Here is a 16,592-nt window from a genome sequence, read left to right on the forward strand (position 1 = left end):
CTTGTTACTTCTGGCTTATCGCTTATCTTTAAAGATGTCCACCCTTCTTCGCCAACTAAGCCGAAATACAGCCATAGCCATTGTGGTGGGTGGGGTCATTGGTTCCGGTATATTTATGAAGCCATCATTAATGGCAGCACAATTACAATCTCCTTATTTATTATTATCGGTATGGATCGTAGCAGGTATTGTTACCCTTTTTGGCGCACTATCGAATGCAGAAGTAGCGACCATGTTTCCGGAAACCGGGGGTCAGTACGTATTCTTTCAAAAAATGTATGGAGAGGGTTTTGCCTTTTTATATGGCTGGGCGGCTTTTACCGTTTTTAATACAGCTGGTAACGCATCAATCGCTTATGTTTTTGCACAGTACGCCGGTTACCTGATTGAATTACCTAGATTGAGTACCCCAACAGAACAGAGCTGGACCTTACATCTGCCCCTTATCGGTAAATTTTATCCCCTACAGCAAATCGGTTTAAAACTACTCACGGTAGGAGTGGTATTGGTGTTAACCTATATTAGTTATAGAAGCGTTCAGTATGGAGGACGACTTCAACGCATACTAACAGCCTTGAAAGCATTGGCCATTCTGGTATTAATCGGTAGTGTTTTTTTCTCTGGTAAAGGAACATGGAGTAATTTCTCTTCAGATCAATCAGCAGCAGGTTTTAGTTGGGAAACGATCCTGCTATTTATGGCAGCCCTCTCTGGTGCATTCTGGGCTTACGATGGCTGGAACAACATTTCATTTGTAGCGGGAGAAATAAAAAATCCGCAAAAAAATATTCCGATTAGCCTGATGCTGGGGCTTGGATTTTGTATCCTTGTTTACTTGTTGCTTAATCTGGCATTTGTTTACCTAATGCCAATACCTGTATTAGCGGCTTCTTCTTTTGTTGCTTCCGATGCCGCATCGGTAGCCTGGGGCACAGCAGGAGGGATAGCCATTACAATGATGGTTATGTTGTTTGTATTGGGTACTACCAATGCCAATATTCTGGCTACCGCCAGAGTAACGTATGCCATGGGGGTACATAACAGTTTATTGCGCTGGGCCGGTAAGGTAGAACCACACTACCAGACTCCCGGTAATGCTTTATGGTTGAATGCTATCTGGACCATTATTCTCATCTTCAGCGGATCATTCGATATGCTGACAGACATGCTCATTTTTGTAACCTGGTTCTTTTATGGTATGAGTGCACTTGGTGTATTTGTTTTAAGAAAGAAAATGAAGGATGTTCCGAGAGCTTATAAAGTATGGGGTTACCCTTTTGTACCCTTATTTTTTGTATTGTTTACAGGTTTCTTTCTTGTTTCAACACTATACAACGATATCAGTAATTACCTGAACGGACAAAGTCCTGTCATCAACTCGTTACTGGGCGCAATTATTACGTTAACGGGTTTGCCCATTTATTATTTGTCAAAGAAAAAGATCCATAAGCCATAGGCTATAAACAATATGCAATGCGCTATAAGCTATATGCCATTGCCCATTCCCTACTAAGTTCTATTTTCGCCACAAATCAGCATACACATGGAAGCCGTAATAAAAGGCATTGATCAACTATTTTTAGCTGTACGGCAAAGGCCAACAGACCGTATTGAAAAACTGCCACAAAGCGGTAGCGACAGAATTTATTTTCGTTTATATGCTGGTGATGAAACCTTTATTGCTACCTACAACCTTAATCAGAAAGAGACGCATACGTTTATCGAGTTCAGCAGACATTTTAAAAATGCAGGGTTGCCTGTACCTGAAATTCTGGGAGTGAATGCCGATAACACCATTTATATACAGGAAGATCTTGGAACAGAATCATTGTTAAATCAACTCGAAAAACACGGTCATGCCGATCTGCCTTATCAGCTGTTTCAAAAAAGTCTGGCAGCACTTGCACGTATTCAGATATTGGGTGATAAAGGATTGGATTACAGTCTCTGTTTAACTGCGAAAGAGTTTGGGAAACAGGCAATACTTAGTGATTTGTTATATTTTAAATACTATTTTTTAGACACGCTTCAGCTACCTTACGATAAACAGGCTATGCTGGACGATTTTGAAGCATTAAGTACTTACCTGACCCATACGCAGTATAAATATTTCATGTTCCGTGATTTTCAGAGCAGGAATATTATAGTAAAAGACGGAGAAGTGAGTTTTATAGATTTTCAGGGGGGTATGAAAGGGGCTTTGCAGTATGATGTAGCTTCTCTTTTATGGCAGGCAAAAGCCGAACTAAGTGAAGAATGGAAAAACAGCCTGCTTGAATACTATATGGACCAGATTGATCTTTTGTTGAAAGAATCTGTAGACCGGATCACCTTTGTAAGTCAGTACAATGGTTATGTTTTAATTCGCTTGCTACAGGTAATGGGTGCATATGGGTTCAGGGGTTTGTTTGAGCGAAAAGCTCATTTTCTGGCCAGTATTCCGCTGGCACTTCGTAACCTGAAATTTTTTATTGAACATAAGCGTATTGGTATTATCACACCTGAATTTGATCGTGTGTTGAAACTGGTGGTAACAGATGAAATGATCCAACGTTTTGAGCCACCACAGGCCAATGAACAAACACCACTTGTGATTCATATCAATAGTTTCAGCTACAAGAAAGGCATACCTGGTGATGAAAGCGAAAATGGAGGTGGCTTTGTATTTGATATGAGAGGCATTTTAAACCCGGGTAGATTTGATGACTATAAGAAGCTGAGCGGACAAGATAAATCTGTTCAGGACTTTCTGGAACAGCGTACCAAAATGAATGAATTTTTGAACAGTGTATGGGATCTGGTAGATATTACAGTTGAAGAGTACCTGAAAAGAGGATTTGATCATCTAATGATCAATTTTGGTTGTACGGGAGGCCAGCACCGGAGTGTATATGCTGCAGAACAAACAGCAAGACACCTGCGCAATAAATACAAAGTGAAAATAATATTGCATCATACCAATAAAGAAAACTGGGTAAAATAATCGCTTATGAAGGCAATGATACTGGCAGCAGGTCTGGGTACCCGGCTAAAACCCTGGACCGATCATCACCCTAAAGCACTGGCTTTAGTGAATGGAAAATCTTTGCTTGAAAGAAATATTGTTTACCTGCAGCAATTTGGTATTGCAGAGGTACTGGTGAACGTACATCATTTTGCTAACCAGATTATAGAAGCTATTGAGATTAATAAAGGATGGGGTAGTCAGGTAACCATATCTGATGAAACAGAGCAGGTGCTTGAGACTGGTGGAGGCCTTAAGAAAGCCGCAGGTTACTTTGCAACAGAAACAGATTTTGTGGTAATGAATGCAGATATACTGACCAAACTCGATTTAGGAAAGATGATAGACATGCATCTGCAATCTAAACCATTGGCTACACTGGCTGTTTCTCAACGTAATACTTCCCGATATTTTTTATTTGATAAAAATGGTTACTTAAAAGGGTGGCGAAATGTAAATACGGGGGAAGAAAAGCCGGCTGATATATCAGCAAGAATCGCAGATTTACAGCAAATGGCCTTCAGTGGTATTCATGTTGTCAATAATGGCCTGTTTAAGTTAATGCATCGGGAAGGGAAATTTTCCATGGTGGATGTTTATCTGGATTTATGTGCAACACACTCTATCAGAAGTTACGATCATACAGGTGAGCTGTTGGTAGATGTAGGTAAACCTGAAAGTATTCTCAAAGCAGAAAAAATTTTTACCTGATATGCAAAAGATCAGGTTTGTGGTAATAGGTTGTGGACAGGTTTCAAAACGACACCTGGACATCATACTTGAATATGGCGAACTGCAAGCTGTTTGTGATGCCGATGAAACAATTGCAAAAAATACAGGATTAACTTATCATACTCCTTTTTTTACTTCCCTTGATCAATTGATTCAATATATATCTGCTGATGTTGCAGTTATTTGTACCCCCAACGGACTGCATGCTCCACATGCCATTCAGTTGCTTGAAAATGGGTTTCACGTGCTGGTAGAGAAGCCGATGGCACTATCGGTACCGGATGCAAAAAAAATGATGGCTGTGGCAAAACAACACGAACGTCATTTATTTACAGTGTTACAGAACCGATTTAATCCACCTGTTCAGGCATTGCATAAAGCTATTCAACAGGGAAGTTTTGGTAAATTATTCAGTGTACAGGTAAATTGTTTCTGGAACCGCAATCCTGATTATTATATAGATCATTCATGGCATGGCAGCCGGGAAATGGATGGTGGTATTCTGTTTACGCAGTGTAGCCATTTTATTGATCTGCTGCTTTGGTGTTTTGGTCCGGCGAAAGAGGTGGCAGCATTCATGCATAATGTACATCATTCTTACACGGCATTAGCGGCCGATGAGGGAGCTGTATTATTGCAGTTTGAAAACGGAATGATAGGCACGCTCCAGTTTTCGGTAAACAGTTTCAAAAAAAACATGGAAGGCTCGCTTACCCTATTGGCAGAAAAGGCAACCCTTAAAATCGGAGGTACTTATTTGGATACGATTACTTATGCTGAAATGGATACGTCTTTGTTTACAGACATTCCAGCGGCAGATTCTCCGCTTAAGCAGGTATATCAATCCATGATTCGTACCTTAGAAACCAATGAGCCATTTTATACCCATCCTGAGGAAAGCCTGGCTACTATTCAGCTTATAGAGCAGATTCATAGTATTGCTAATCGCAAATAAAGAAAATGTCAACATTTCAATCCATACAATCCACGATCAGAGAAGTTACATTTGGTGCTGGTGTGAAAGTGGTAGAACCTTGTAACCTGTATGAATGTAAAATCGGTGCAGATAGTTTTATCGGTCCATTTGTAGAGATTCAGAAAGATGCAGTAATTGGTGAACGATGCAGGATTCAATCACATAGCTTTATTTGTTCCCTTGTTACCATTGGCAATGATTGCTTTATTGGTCATGGTGTTATGTTTGTAAACGATACATTCCGTTCCGGTGGTCCGGCAGCAGGCAATACAAATGAATGGAAGCCTACCCATATCGGGGATCATGTAAGTATCGGAAGCAATGCTACCATTCTCCCTGTTAGCATTTGTCATGGCGCTGTAATAGGTGCCGGAGCCGTAGTTGCCAAAGATATTACAGAACCAGGTATATATGCCGGTAATCCAGCAGTGTTGATCAGGCGAATAGCAAATGGCTTATAGCGTATAGTTGATGGTAGGATGTCTGGATTGAATGCGAATAAGTACTGGCATGATATTCCTATAAACCATATGCCATAAGCTATTAACCATCCGCTACACTTTCACATATATCTTCTTTTTATCCATCCAGTAAACAATCAGCCAGTAAAAGGCAATCATTACCAATGCATATAATAGTGAGCCATTCCTAAGGTCCGCGGAAATAGGTTTACAGATATGGTTCCAGAACCAGGATAAGGGGCTGGTAAGTTCATCGCCGTCTTTGAAGCGAATCAATGCCAGCAATCTGGGAAGAAATCCACTCAAAACAAATATGAACAATGGGTTCTTGCCGAATACATCAAAAAACCTGCTCCATGAACCTTTAATACCCCTGAATTCAATCAGGTAAATCAATAAGCTGATGGTTAACATGGCCAGACCTGTAGTGTAGAGTACATAACTGCTGGTCCATATTTTTTTGTTGATGGGGAATACCATATCCCAGCAAAAACCAGCGAATATTAATACGAGTCCCGCAATCATTAGATTGGCCAGCATCTCATAGGTCTTGCCTTTTTGCTGGATATACTGTCCCACCAGGAATCCAAATACAACCTGCACAATAGCTGCCATGGTACTGCTGATGCCTTCCGGATCAAAAGCAACACCCTCACCCTTGTACATATGTGCTTCACCAAGGATGGCTTTGTCTAAACCTGTTCCGAAATATCCCTGTAAGCTGAACGGATCGCCTGCTTTTCCTAACCAGACCGTAATGAACCAGTAGACGAGTAATAATATCCCGCTTATGACAAAAGCGCCTTTTGTTTTACCATAATACACAATTACAGAAGCAAAGAAGTAGCAGAGCGCTATTCTTTGTAATACGCCAAGGATCCGAAGATTATCAAGGGTTTTTGCTACCAGTTCTTCACCTTCCCATTTTACAAACGGACTCCAGTGTAACAATAATCCAATCAGGAAAATGAGCAGGGTTCTTTTAAGTACTTTTTTCCAGAAAACGCCATCACCTGCCGCTTCAAAACGAGGCATTACAAAAGCCATGGCATTACCCACAGCAAAAAGGAAGAAAGGGAAAACCAGATCGGTAGGCGTACAGCCATGCCAGCTGGCATGTTTTAAAGGACTATAGATATTTCCCCAGCTTCCAGGGTTATTCACAAGAATCATCAGTGCAACGGTAGCACCTCTGAATACATCAAGCGAGTAATAGCGTTGGTTCATGGCAGTCGTTTATGGATGAAAGATAATAAATAGGGGATATTCTCATAGCGGAAACTATTCAGACCGATACAGAAGGCGAAATTTCTGTTAAGCAGGCAGGTGGCTATAAGTCTATATCCCTCCATTTGCTTATTTTGCAGCGTTTTCAGCGATTTATATGAGTAAAAAGATACTAATTACAGGCGGGGCAGGTTTTATCGGATCACATGTGGTACGGTTATTTGTAAACCAATATCCGCAATACAGCATCATTAACCTTGATGCTTTAACCTATGCAGGTAATCTCGAAAACCTGAAAGATGTTGAAGCGAAACCTAATTATCAGTTTGTAAAAGCAGATATCCTCAAAACAGAGGATCTGGAGAAAATATTCGTTGCGTATGGCATTACGGATGTAATTCATCTGGCAGCAGAATCGCATGTGGACCGTTCTATCGTTTCACCGCTGGATTTTGTGTATACCAATATTATCGGTACAGTCAATCTGTTGAATACAGCTAAAAAATATTGGGCGGCAGATTTTAGTAAGCACCTGTTTTATCATATATCAACCGATGAGGTTTTTGGTAGTCTTGGTGAAACAGGCTTCTTTACTGAAACAACAGCATATGATCCGCGCTCACCTTATTCAGCGAGTAAGGCATCATCTGATCATTTTGTAAGGGCCTATCATGAAACCTATCATATTCAGACCATTGTTTCCAATTGTTCTAATAATTATGGCCCCAATCATTTTCCCGAGAAACTGATCCCGCTTTTTATTCATAATATCATTGAGAAAAAACCATTGCCTGTATATGGTGATGGTTTGTACACACGCGACTGGCTCTATGTGAAAGATCATGCAAGAGCCATCGATCAGATTTTTCATAAAGGGAAAGCTGGAGAAACTTATAATATTGGTGGGTTCAATGAATGGAAAAACATTGACCTGGTAAAATTACTTTGTAAGCTGATGGATGAAAAAATCGGCAGACAACCAGGTGAAAGTGAGCAACTCATTACCTATGTGAAAGACAGGCCGGGTCATGACCGCCGTTATGCCATTGATGCCAATAAAATAAAACATGAACTTGGTTGGGAACCAAGTGTCACTTTTGAACAGGGTTTATCTGAAACCATCGATTGGTACCTGGCAAATAAGGAATGGTTACAACATGTAACATCAGGCGCATATCAACACTATTATGAATCTATGTATTCCAATCGCTGATCATGAAAATTGAAAAAACAAAACTGGAAGGTTGTTATATCATTCATGATACTGTTCATGGGGATAGTCGTGGGTACTTTTTTGAAAGCTTTCACAAGAATCGGTTTTATGAACAAACGGGTCTGGCTATTGATTTTGTACAGGATAATCAGTCAAAGTCACAACGCGGTGTTTTACGAGGGCTGCATTTTCAGCAGGGTGATGATGCGCAGGCGAAGTTGGTAAGGGTTTTACAGGGTAAAGTGCTTGATATAGCAGTTGATCTCCGAAAGCAGTCACCTACTTTTGGTGAACATGTTACGGTTGAGTTAAGCGAAGAAAGCCGTACACAATTTTTTGTACCCCGGGGATTTGCACATGGGTTTGTTGTGCTGAGTGAAACAGCTGTATTTTTTTATAAGTGTGATAATTTTTACAACAAGGCTTCAGAAGCTGGAATTATTTATAATGATGTGGATTTGAATATTGACTGGCAGATTGAAACTGCGGAAATATTATTATCTGATAAAGACAAGGTTTTACCCACATTCAGTGAATTGAAAGCTCATATAAATTTTTAAGCATGAAGGGAATCATTTTAGCGGGAGGATCAGGAACAAGATTGTATCCCATTACAAAAGGTATCAGTAAACAACTGATGCCTATCTATGATAAACCCATGATTTATTATCCGCTATCCATACTCATGCTGGCAGGTATCAGGGAAATACTTATCATCACTACACCTGAAGACAATGAACAATTCAGGCGTTTATTGGGCGACGGTAGTGTATTGGGCTGTCGTTTTGAATATGCTGTTCAGGCTGTTCCCAACGGATTGGCACAGGCATTTGTGATTGGCGAGTCGTTTATTGGAAATGATAAAGTAGCCTTGATTCTTGGCGACAATATTTTTTATGGTTCCGGGTTTAGTCAATTGGTGCAATCCTTTAATGATATTGATGGTGCTGCAGTGTTTGCCTATGAAGTAAATGATCCGGAGCGGTATGGTGTTGTGGAATTTGATCATAACAAAAAAGCAGTATCTATTGAAGAGAAGCCGGCAAAGCCAAAATCGAATTATGCGGTACCGGGATTGTATTTTTATGATAATACGGTAGTTAGTATAGCGAAATCCATCGCACTTTCTGCAAGAGGTGAATATGAAATAACGACCGTTAACAATGAATACCTCAAACAAGGCAGGTTAAAAGTAGGTATCATGAACAGGGGCACGGCCTGGCTTGATACAGGCACTTTCGATTCATTAAGTGATGCCAGTGAATTTGTAAGGGTCATTGAAAAAAGGCAAAGCCAGAAAATCGGATGCATCGAAGAAGTAGCGTGGCGCATGGGTTATATTAATCATGAACAACTACTCGAACTGGCAAAACTCTATGCAAAAAGTGGTTACGGAGAATATCTCTCTCGCCTGAAATAATGTTTTTTGAAGGTAGATTTAGTATCAGACAACCCTTTGTTTAATTTTTCCGGATCAATCTATCGTTTAATCATTAACAATTTGCCGATTAATATTTCACTTATCATCTTTAAACAAAGCTGCTTAGTCTGTGTTATATATGCATGGACGCTTTTACCATTAAAGATTTGGAGAACCTGACCGGTATCAAAGCCCACACGATCAGGATATGGGAACAACGCTATGGATTTCTGAACCCACAACGTACAGAAACCAATATTCGTTACTATAGCAATACTGAGTTAAAAACGGTATTGAATATTGCCCTGCTCAATAAATACGGGTATAAAATATCTCATATCGACAGGATGTCGCCCGGTGAAATGAAAGAAAAAATTCTTTCACTCACGCAGGCGCAGGCGCAACAAGAGCGGGTGGTAAATGATCTCATCCAGAGCATGGTAGATCTCCGGATTGAAGATTTTGAAACAATAATTGACAATTATATTCTGGCCAAAGGCATTGAGAGGGCCATAACGCAAATTATATTTCCTTTCCTGGAAAAGATTGGAATTCTCTGGGTAACCAATCATATCAATCCCGCGCAGGAGCACCTTGTAACTAATATTATCAGGCAAAAGCTCATCAGTGGTATTGAAACAGTGCATACCCATGTTTCCATCAATAAAACCAGTGTACTGTTTTTGCCGGAAGGAGAGCACCATGAACTGGGCCTGTTATTTATGTATTTCCTTATGAAAACCAGAGGTATCAAGGTGTTTTACCTGGGTGCCAATGTGCCGCTGAAAGATGTGGAATATGTAGTAAATCTGAAAAAGCCAGATTTCATTTACTCGCATTTAACATCTGTGGCCAATAATTTTAATTTTGAGAAATTTCTGATCAATGCACACCATCGGATGCCCGATCTGCCCATCCTTGTATCAGGACAGCTCACGCAGAACTATAAAAAAAGAGTACCCTCTAATATCAGCTTCAAGCAATCACTTTCTGAAGTGATGGAATATATTGCTTCTTTGTAAGCTACTAGCTATTAGCACTTAGCCTTTAGCCAGTTTGCTTCCGGTAGCAAATAATGTTCCTATTGAAAAAAGCTAACGGTTATCAGCTTCTTTCTAGTTATTAGCTCTTAGATTTTAGCCGATTTGTTTCCACCGACAGATTCACTTTTATTGAAAAGGCTAAAAGCTAATAGCTAACAGTGCCTCACAGCGTTTAGCCAATCTGCTTACGGCAACAAATTTTCACTTTTATTGAACGAAAGCCTGAGACTAATGGCTAAAAGCTAACAGCTCACTACCCCGGATATGCCTGCATGAACGCACTTTTCAATGTTCAAACATTCATAATCGATTGATTTACTTTGTTTTATCTTTTTAATAAAATATTTAAACAAAAATGTTCGACGGATGCTTCTTTTTGTTTAGTTTTATGTCGTTAATAATTAAACAAACGGAATATGTCAGTGCTTGAATTTAACCAGATGTTATTGAACAACACAGAGTTTCTGAAACCATTCGCTATTACCCTGACCCGCGACAGTGAAGCTGCCAAGGACCTGGTTCAGGAAACTATGTACAGGGCGTTGGCCAATAAAGACAAGTACAATGTGGGTACCAATATTAAAGCCTGGTTATATACCATCATGCGTAATATTTTTATTAATAATTACCGCAGAAAAAGCAAGCAGGCAACGATATTCGACAGTACGCCAAATGAATTTCTGATCAATGCCAATCAGGGTGCAATAGCAAATGATGCCATTGCCAACATCAATTTAAAAGAAGTAAAAGAAGCTATCTATAACCTGCCGGAGATTTTCCGCAATCCATTTTTGTTGTATTTCGATGGATTTAAGTACCATGAAATTGCAGAAATGCTGGGAGAGCCATTAGGTACGATTAAGAGTCGTATACACTTCGCAAGGAAGCTGCTGAAAAATCAGTTACAGCGGTATTAAGTTTTTTCCCTAATTTTCTGAAGAGTGAGTAAATCTGTAATTATTATCGGAAGCGGCTTTGCCGGCCTTTCTGCTGCCTCATTTATGGCAAAAGCAGGTTGGAAAGTTACAGTCGTGGAAAAACATGCCACGCCGGGTGGCAGGGCCAGGCAATTTTCGGAAGCAGGTTTTACTTTCGATATGGGGCCTAGCTGGTATTGGATGCCAGATGTATTTGAAAGATATTTTAACCAGTTCGGGAAATCGGTTTCCGACTACTATCGCTTACAGAGGCTTGACCCTTCTTATAGGGTTTACTGGCCCGATGGTCCGGTTGATATTCCTGCATCTTATGAAGCGCTACAATCCTTATTCAATTCAATTGAACCCGGAAGCGGAGAGCGACTGGATTTATTTTTAAAAGAAGCGGCCTATAAATATGATGTAGGTATTCATAAACTGGTATACAAACCCGGCCAGTCTTTAACAGAGTTTCTGGATTGGGAACTGGTAAGCGGTGTATTTAAACTGGACGTTTTCCGTTCCATTAAATCCCATGTAGCCAAATACTTTACCCATCCGAAGCTCCGCGAACTGATGGAATTTCCGGTATTGTTTCTCGGCGCTTTGCCTGAGGATACGCCTGCTTTATACAGCCTGATGAATTATGCTGATATCAAAGGAGGTACATGGTATCCGGAAGGTGGTATGTTTCAGATTGCGAAAGCTATGTATGAGCTGGCGCTCGAATTAGGGGTAACATTTGCATTTAATCAGGATGTAAAAGAAATACGCATTCAGAGAAATGCTGCCAGACAGGTGGTAACAAAAGATCGTGTATACGAAGCGGAGGTCGTGATCGGAGGAGCCGATTATCACCACATAGAAATGAATCTCCTGCCGGAAGCTTATCGTACCTATACCCCGGCTTACTGGGCAAAACGGGTAATGGCACCCAGTTGTCTTTTGTATTATGTAGGCTTAAACAAACGTCTGGAAAATATCCGCCACCACAGCTTATTTTTTGATACCTCTTTTGAAGTGCATGGGAAAGAAATTTATACCACCAAAGAATGGCCTTCCGATCCCTTATTTTACATGAGTGCCACATCGGTTACCGATCACACGGTTGCTCCAGAAGGATGTGAGAATCTTTTTCTGCTGATTCCTGTCGCTACAGGTCTTAGTGATGATTCGCCCGAAAGAAGGCAATTTTATTTTGACAAGGTCATCGACAGGCTCGAGCAACAAACCGGACAATCAGTCAGAGATGCCATTGTATACCAAAAATCCTTTGCACACAGTGATTTCATATCTGAATACAATGCCTTTCGTGGAAATGCTTACGGTTTAGCGAACACTTTAGGTCAAACAGCTGTTTTGAAACCTGCGTGCAGGAGTAAAAAGGTCAATAACCTCTTTTATACGGGTCAGCTTACGGTTCCCGGTCCGGGTGTACCCCCAAGTTTGATCAGTGGCGAAGTGGTAGCCGGAGAGGTACTGAAAGCATTTGGATAACCGAATTAAAATATACACAGACAAAATCTGTACACAAACCAACAACCCATGATCACACTGTTTCATGAAGTAAGTCAGGACTGCAGCAGGATCACGACAGAAAAATACAGTACGAGTTTTTCGTCGGCCATCCGGTTGTTACATAAAGACCTGCGTACACCTATTTTTAATATTTATGGATTCGTTCGCTTTGCGGATGAAATTGTAGACAGTTTTCATGATTATGATAAGGCAGCTCTGCTGACAGAATTTAGGCAGTCTACCTATGATGCTATTGAAAAGGGTATCAGTATGAACCCGATTCTTCATAGTTTTCAACTTACCGTAAATCAATACAAGATTGATAGAGAGTTGATTGATGCTTTTCTTTACAGTATGGAACTCGATTTAAACCAGCGTAAATACGATCGCGCTGGTTATGAACAATATATTTATGGTAGTGCAGAAGTGGTAGGTTTGATGTGTTTGTTTGTATTTTGCGACGGCAATAAGCAGATGTATGAACTGTTAAAGCCATATGCAAGAAGTTTGGGTGCTGCTTTTCAGAAAGTAAATTTTTTACGTGATCTGAAAGCAGATTACGAAGGGCTTGAAAGGGTATATTTCCCTGGGTGTGATTTCAGAAATTTTACAGAAAGGGATAAGCGTGCTATCGAAGAAGATATTCAACGAGATTTTACTCATGCTTATGAGGGTATTTTACAATTACCCATGAAATCGCGTTTTGGGGTATATGTTGCCTATAAATATTATCTCTCTCTCTTCAAAAAAATAAAAAAGGTACAGCCCCAAAAAATTATGGAAGAAAGGATACGGATTCCGGATTACGGTAAAATATTCATTCTTGCCAAGGCTGGTATCCGTAGTCAACTCAATTTACTCTAAGCTCAGTAAGAGATTACTTATTTTTATAGTATGGAACAAGTGATACTGGTGAACGAACAGGATGAATTACTGGGCGTAATGGAAAAAATGGAAGCGCATGAAAAAGCATTATTACATCGTGCATTCAGTGTTTTTGTTTTTAATGAAAAAAATGAACTCTTATTACAGCAGCGTGCATTCACCAAGTACCATAGCGGTGGTTTATGGACCAATACCTGTTGTAGTCATCCCCGGCCAGGCGAATCAACAGAAATAGCTGCTACTCGTAGGCTTCAGGAAGAAATGGGGTTTACTACAGAGCTATATAAAGCATTTTCATTTACGTATAAAGCCGCTTTTGATAATGGATTAACCGAACACGAGTTTGATCATGTATTTATTGGTCATTACAATGGACATGTTGAAGTGAATCCGGAAGAAGTAGCAGGTTATGCTTATAAATCATTAGAAGAAACTGCATCTTTGCTGGAAGCGGATCCGGCAAATTTCACAGCCTGGTTTCATATTGCTTTCCCTAAAATTTACGACTGGTATCAGCAGAATTATAAATCGTAGACCATGCAGCAAAAACCTTCGGCAGTAATTATAGGTGCAGGTGTAGCCGGACTCGCGGCATCCGTACGACTCGCCATTCAGGGTTTTGATGTAAAAGTGTTTGAGCAGTCTGATAAACCAGGTGGCAAGCTTGGCTATTTTGAAACACAAGGTTATCATTTTGATACAGGTCCTAGTCTTTTTACTCAGCCGGATAATATTGAAGAACTTTTTGCCCTGGCAAATGAACCCATTGAATCCTATTTCAGTTACCGGAAAATGCCGGATTCATGCACCTATTTTTATGAAGATGGAACGGTGGTTCGGGCCTCAGCTGATATAGAAAAATTTGCTGCAACAATAGAGCAGCAAACTGGAGAACCTGCAGAAAATATAAAACGTTACCTCTCAGCGTCGGGTAAGCTGTATGAAAATGTAGCGAATATCTTTCTCAATCATTCTTTACATAAACGTTCTGTTTTATGGAAGTCGCCCATTGCAAAAGCATTGAAAACGGTGCGTCCTTCACATATTTTTAAAAGTCTACATCGGCTAAATAGTAGCGGCTTCCGCGAAAAGAAAGTGGTGCAGCTATTTAACAGGTATGCAACCTATAATGGAAGCAATCCCTATAAAGCTCCGGGCATGCTGAGTTTGATTCCTCATCTGGAACACAATGAAGGCACTTTTTATCCAGAGGGCGGCATGATCAGTATTACCCATGCTTTATTTTCCCTTGCGCAGAAAAAAGGGGTGCAGTTTTTCTTTAACCAGCCGGTCGAGCGTATTATCCGTTACAATAACCAGGCAAAGGGTGTAGTGGTAGATGGTAAAAACATAGAAGCTTCTATTGTGATAAGTAATGTAGATGCGTATTTTACCTATATGCGTCTGTTGAACGATCAGGAAAAAGCAAGAAAAATATTAAAACAGGAAAGAAGCAGCAGTGCATTGATATTTTACTGGGGTATAAAAAAAGAATTTGCAGAACTTGGGCTGCACAATATTTTCTTTAGTGAAGATTATGAAAAAGAGTTTGATCATATCTTCCGACTAAAAAAAGTATATGCTGATCCAACTGTGTATGTAAATATTACATCCAAGTGTGAGCCCGGCAAACAGGCGCCTGTTGGTAAAGAAAACTGGTTTGTTATGATCAATGTTCCAGCCAATATAGGGCAGCATTGGGATGATCTGAAAACACGATGCCGAGTACTGATTATTGAAAAGCTTAACCGTATGCTGAAGACCGATCTGTCTTCTTTGATTGAGACAGAGAATATACTGGATCCGGTTTTAATTGAAACGGCAACGGGTTCTTATCAGGGTTCATTGTATGGAACAAGTTCCAATTCAAGAATGGCGGCTTTTATGCGCCACCCGAATTTCTCACGTGATATTGAGGGCCTTTATTTTGTAGGTGGCAGTGTGCATCCGGGAGGAGGTATACCACTTTGTTTGAAGAGTGCAAAAATTATGAGTGAACTTGTACAATCAGATCAGCAAAGAAAAAAACATTCATGAGTCGTTATAAGTTATCCATATCAGCTTTCATTGCTATTCTGTTTCATGTGAGTGGATTGATTGGTATGCTGTTTACAGAACACAAAGAATGGTTTATTGCCAATACGCCCTTGAATTTGTTGCTGATGTTTGTACTGCTGTTATGGAATCAACCCAAGCCCAATCAATTTTTCATTGTTTTCGTTCTTGCTGCTTTCTTAACCGGTATGGGCGCCGAAATGATTGGTGTAAATACAGGAAAACTGTTTGGTTGTTATAGCTATGGTACTGTTTTGGGGCCGCATTTAAATGGTGTTCCCTGGCTTATTGGGTTGAATTGGTTTGTGATAGTATATTCATCGGGAGTAATTATGCATCTGATACATGAGTGGGTAAAGCGTAGGTATGAAGATTCAGGAACACGTTTGTCGCCCCATCTGGTAACACTTTCCTTTGTGGTGGACGGAGCTTTACTGACTGTATTTTTTGACTGGATCATGGAGCCGGCTGCTGTTCATCTTGACTTCTGGCAATGGGAAAGTGGAGAGATTCCTTTTTTTAACTATCTATGCTGGTTCCTGATTAGTCTTGCATTGTTGTGGTTATTCAGGAAACTGCGTTTTGAGAAGGCCAACCATTTTGCGGTACATTTGTTTATTATACAACTGTTGTTTTTTCTAACCATCAGATGGTATTTATAATATGTTGACCTATATCCTTATAACACTGGCTACATTTTGTATCATGGAAGGTATTACCTGGCTCACACATCGTTTTGTGATGCACGGTTTCCTGTGGTACCTGCATGAGGATCATCACCAGAAAGGTCCTGGGTTCTTCGAGAAAAATGATGCTTTCTTTGTCATCTTCGCAATACCCAGCTGGCTTTGTATTATGCTCGGTAGTATGAATCAGGTATATTGGGTAGTAAGCATTGGCGCCGGCATTGCGCTGTATGGTTTTGCTTATTTTCTGGTGCATGAAATCATTATTCACCAGCGAATTAAACTTTTTACAAGAAGTAATAACCGTTATATCAAAGCGATACGTTGGGCACATAAAATGCATCATAAGCATTTAGATAAGGAGGAGGGCGAAAGTTTCGGTATGCTCATTGTGGCAAAAAAATATTGGGACAAAGTACGCAAAGATGAAATGCTGCAACGCAAATAGTTGCTTA

17 protein-coding genes are annotated in these 16,592 nt (G+C 40.2%); 16 read left to right on the forward strand and 1 reads right to left on the reverse strand.

Annotated elements, in window-relative coordinates:
* The first annotated feature begins 34 nt into the window (after nt 1–34).
* The 5 genes from BC659_RS09590 to BC659_RS09610 all read left to right on the forward strand — a co-directional run bounded on the left by BC659_RS09590 (nt 35) and on the right by BC659_RS09610 (nt 5,173).
* Nucleotides 35–1,456 carry an APC family permease gene (locus BC659_RS09590; RefSeq protein WP_133474542.1) on the forward strand — a complete coding sequence of 474 codons (1,422 nt, stop codon included), beginning with the start codon at nt 35–37 and terminating at the stop codon, nt 1,454–1,456.
* Between the two features lie 87 nt (nt 1,457–1,543).
* Complete coding sequence (locus BC659_RS09595) at nt 1,544–2,983, forward strand: RapZ C-terminal domain-containing protein (RefSeq protein WP_133474543.1); 1,440 nt, start codon at nt 1,544–1,546, stop codon at nt 2,981–2,983.
* Nucleotides 2,984–2,989: 6 nt separating this feature from the next.
* Entirely contained in the window at nt 2,990–3,715 is a 726-nt protein-coding gene (locus BC659_RS09600) for a nucleotidyltransferase family protein (protein ID WP_133474544.1), read from the forward strand.
* Between the two features lies 1 nt (nt 3,716).
* Entirely contained in the window at nt 3,717–4,691 is a 975-nt protein-coding gene (locus tag BC659_RS09605; RefSeq protein WP_133474545.1) for a Gfo/Idh/MocA family protein, read from the forward strand.
* A 5-nt stretch (nt 4,692–4,696) separates the two neighbouring features.
* Entirely contained in the window at nt 4,697–5,173 is a 477-nt protein-coding gene (locus BC659_RS09610; RefSeq protein ID WP_133474546.1) for an acyltransferase, read from the forward strand.
* Between the two features lie 93 nt (nt 5,174–5,266).
* Here BC659_RS09610 and BC659_RS09615 read toward each other — a convergent pair whose 3' ends face one another.
* Nucleotides 5,267–6,400 (reverse strand): acyltransferase family protein, encoded by a 1,134-nt coding sequence (locus tag BC659_RS09615; protein ID WP_133474547.1) that lies wholly within the window; start codon nt 6,398–6,400, stop codon nt 5,267–5,269.
* A 157-nt stretch (nt 6,401–6,557) separates the two neighbouring features.
* Between BC659_RS09615 and rfbB the strand changes: the two genes are divergently transcribed.
* From rfbB to BC659_RS09670, 11 genes are all read left to right on the forward strand, one after another.
* Nucleotides 6,558–7,613: a dTDP-glucose 4,6-dehydratase gene (rfbB, locus tag BC659_RS09620; RefSeq protein WP_133474548.1), complete on the forward strand. Its 1,056-nt coding sequence runs from the start codon at nt 6,558–6,560 to the stop codon at nt 7,611–7,613.
* 2 nt (nt 7,614–7,615) lie between these two features.
* The gene (rfbC, locus tag BC659_RS09625; RefSeq protein ID WP_133474549.1) at nt 7,616–8,173 is read left to right on the forward strand and encodes a dTDP-4-dehydrorhamnose 3,5-epimerase; all 558 of its coding nucleotides are present in this window, start codon (nt 7,616–7,618) and stop codon (nt 8,171–8,173) included.
* Nucleotides 8,174–8,175: 2 nt separating this feature from the next.
* A complete protein-coding gene (gene rfbA, locus BC659_RS09630; RefSeq protein WP_133474550.1) occupies nt 8,176–9,033 on the forward strand; it encodes a glucose-1-phosphate thymidylyltransferase RfbA in 858 nt (285 codons plus the stop codon).
* Between the two features lie 143 nt (nt 9,034–9,176).
* Nucleotides 9,177–10,055: a MerR family transcriptional regulator gene (locus BC659_RS09635; protein ID WP_133474551.1), complete on the forward strand. Its 879-nt coding sequence runs from the start codon at nt 9,177–9,179 to the stop codon at nt 10,053–10,055.
* Between the two features lie 437 nt (nt 10,056–10,492).
* Complete coding sequence (locus tag BC659_RS09640; RefSeq protein ID WP_133474552.1) at nt 10,493–10,993, forward strand: RNA polymerase sigma factor; 501 nt, start codon at nt 10,493–10,495, stop codon at nt 10,991–10,993.
* A gap of 24 nt (nt 10,994–11,017) precedes the next feature.
* Nucleotides 11,018–12,490: a phytoene desaturase family protein gene (locus tag BC659_RS09645; RefSeq protein ID WP_133474553.1), complete on the forward strand. Its 1,473-nt coding sequence runs from the start codon at nt 11,018–11,020 to the stop codon at nt 12,488–12,490.
* 48 nt (nt 12,491–12,538) lie between these two features.
* Nucleotides 12,539–13,375: a phytoene/squalene synthase family protein gene (locus tag BC659_RS09650; protein ID WP_133474554.1), complete on the forward strand. Its 837-nt coding sequence runs from the start codon at nt 12,539–12,541 to the stop codon at nt 13,373–13,375.
* Between the two features lie 30 nt (nt 13,376–13,405).
* On the forward strand, nt 13,406–13,930 hold the full coding sequence (gene idi / locus BC659_RS09655) for an isopentenyl-diphosphate Delta-isomerase (RefSeq protein ID WP_133474555.1): 525 nt from the start codon (nt 13,406–13,408) through the stop codon (nt 13,928–13,930).
* A gap of 3 nt (nt 13,931–13,933) precedes the next feature.
* The gene (crtD, locus tag BC659_RS09660) at nt 13,934–15,433 is read left to right on the forward strand and encodes a 1-hydroxycarotenoid 3,4-desaturase CrtD (RefSeq protein ID WP_133474556.1); all 1,500 of its coding nucleotides are present in this window, start codon (nt 13,934–13,936) and stop codon (nt 15,431–15,433) included.
* Nucleotides 15,430–16,113 (forward strand): carotenoid biosynthesis protein, encoded by a 684-nt coding sequence (locus tag BC659_RS09665; protein WP_133474557.1) that lies wholly within the window; start codon nt 15,430–15,432, stop codon nt 16,111–16,113. Before crtD ends, BC659_RS09665 begins: the two co-directional genes overlap by 4 nt.
* 1 nt (nt 16,114) lies before the next feature.
* Nucleotides 16,115–16,585 (forward strand): sterol desaturase family protein, encoded by a 471-nt coding sequence (locus BC659_RS09670; RefSeq protein WP_133474558.1) that lies wholly within the window; start codon nt 16,115–16,117, stop codon nt 16,583–16,585.
* Nucleotides 16,586–16,592: the final 7 nt, after the last annotated feature.

This window comes from Sediminibacterium goheungense, assembly GCF_004361915.1.
Taxonomy (GTDB): Bacteria; Bacteroidota; Bacteroidia; order Chitinophagales; family Chitinophagaceae; genus Sediminibacterium; species Sediminibacterium goheungense.

Bases quoted from the DNA above. Each gene is read 5' to 3' on its own strand.
- BC659_RS09590 (WP_133474542.1), top strand. From the start codon at position 35: ATGTCCACCCTTCTTCGCCAACTAAGCCGAAATACAGCCATAGCCATT.
- BC659_RS09595 (WP_133474543.1), top strand. From the start codon at position 1,544: ATGGAAGCCGTAATAAAAGGCATTGATCAACTATTTTTAGCTGTACGG.
- BC659_RS09600 (WP_133474544.1), top strand. From the start codon at position 2,990: ATGAAGGCAATGATACTGGCAGCAGGTCTGGGTACCCGGCTAAAACCC.
- BC659_RS09605 (WP_133474545.1), top strand. From the start codon at position 3,717: ATGCAAAAGATCAGGTTTGTGGTAATAGGTTGTGGACAGGTTTCAAAA.
- BC659_RS09610 (WP_133474546.1), top strand. From the start codon at position 4,697: ATGTCAACATTTCAATCCATACAATCCACGATCAGAGAAGTTACATTT.
- BC659_RS09615 (WP_133474547.1), bottom strand. From the start codon at position 6,400: ATGAACCAACGCTATTACTCGCTTGATGTATTCAGAGGTGCTACCGTT.
- rfbB (WP_133474548.1), top strand. From the start codon at position 6,558: ATGAGTAAAAAGATACTAATTACAGGCGGGGCAGGTTTTATCGGATCA.
- rfbC (WP_133474549.1), top strand. From the start codon at position 7,616: ATGAAAATTGAAAAAACAAAACTGGAAGGTTGTTATATCATTCATGAT.
- rfbA (WP_133474550.1), top strand. From the start codon at position 8,176: ATGAAGGGAATCATTTTAGCGGGAGGATCAGGAACAAGATTGTATCCC.
- BC659_RS09635 (WP_133474551.1), top strand. From the start codon at position 9,177: ATGGACGCTTTTACCATTAAAGATTTGGAGAACCTGACCGGTATCAAA.
- BC659_RS09640 (WP_133474552.1), top strand. From the start codon at position 10,493: ATGTCAGTGCTTGAATTTAACCAGATGTTATTGAACAACACAGAGTTT.
- BC659_RS09650 (WP_133474554.1), top strand. From the start codon at position 12,539: ATGATCACACTGTTTCATGAAGTAAGTCAGGACTGCAGCAGGATCACG.
- idi (WP_133474555.1), top strand. From the start codon at position 13,406: ATGGAACAAGTGATACTGGTGAACGAACAGGATGAATTACTGGGCGTA.
- crtD (WP_133474556.1), top strand. From the start codon at position 13,934: ATGCAGCAAAAACCTTCGGCAGTAATTATAGGTGCAGGTGTAGCCGGA.
- BC659_RS09665 (WP_133474557.1), top strand. From the start codon at position 15,430: ATGAGTCGTTATAAGTTATCCATATCAGCTTTCATTGCTATTCTGTTT.
- BC659_RS09670 (WP_133474558.1), top strand. From the start codon at position 16,115: ATGTTGACCTATATCCTTATAACACTGGCTACATTTTGTATCATGGAA.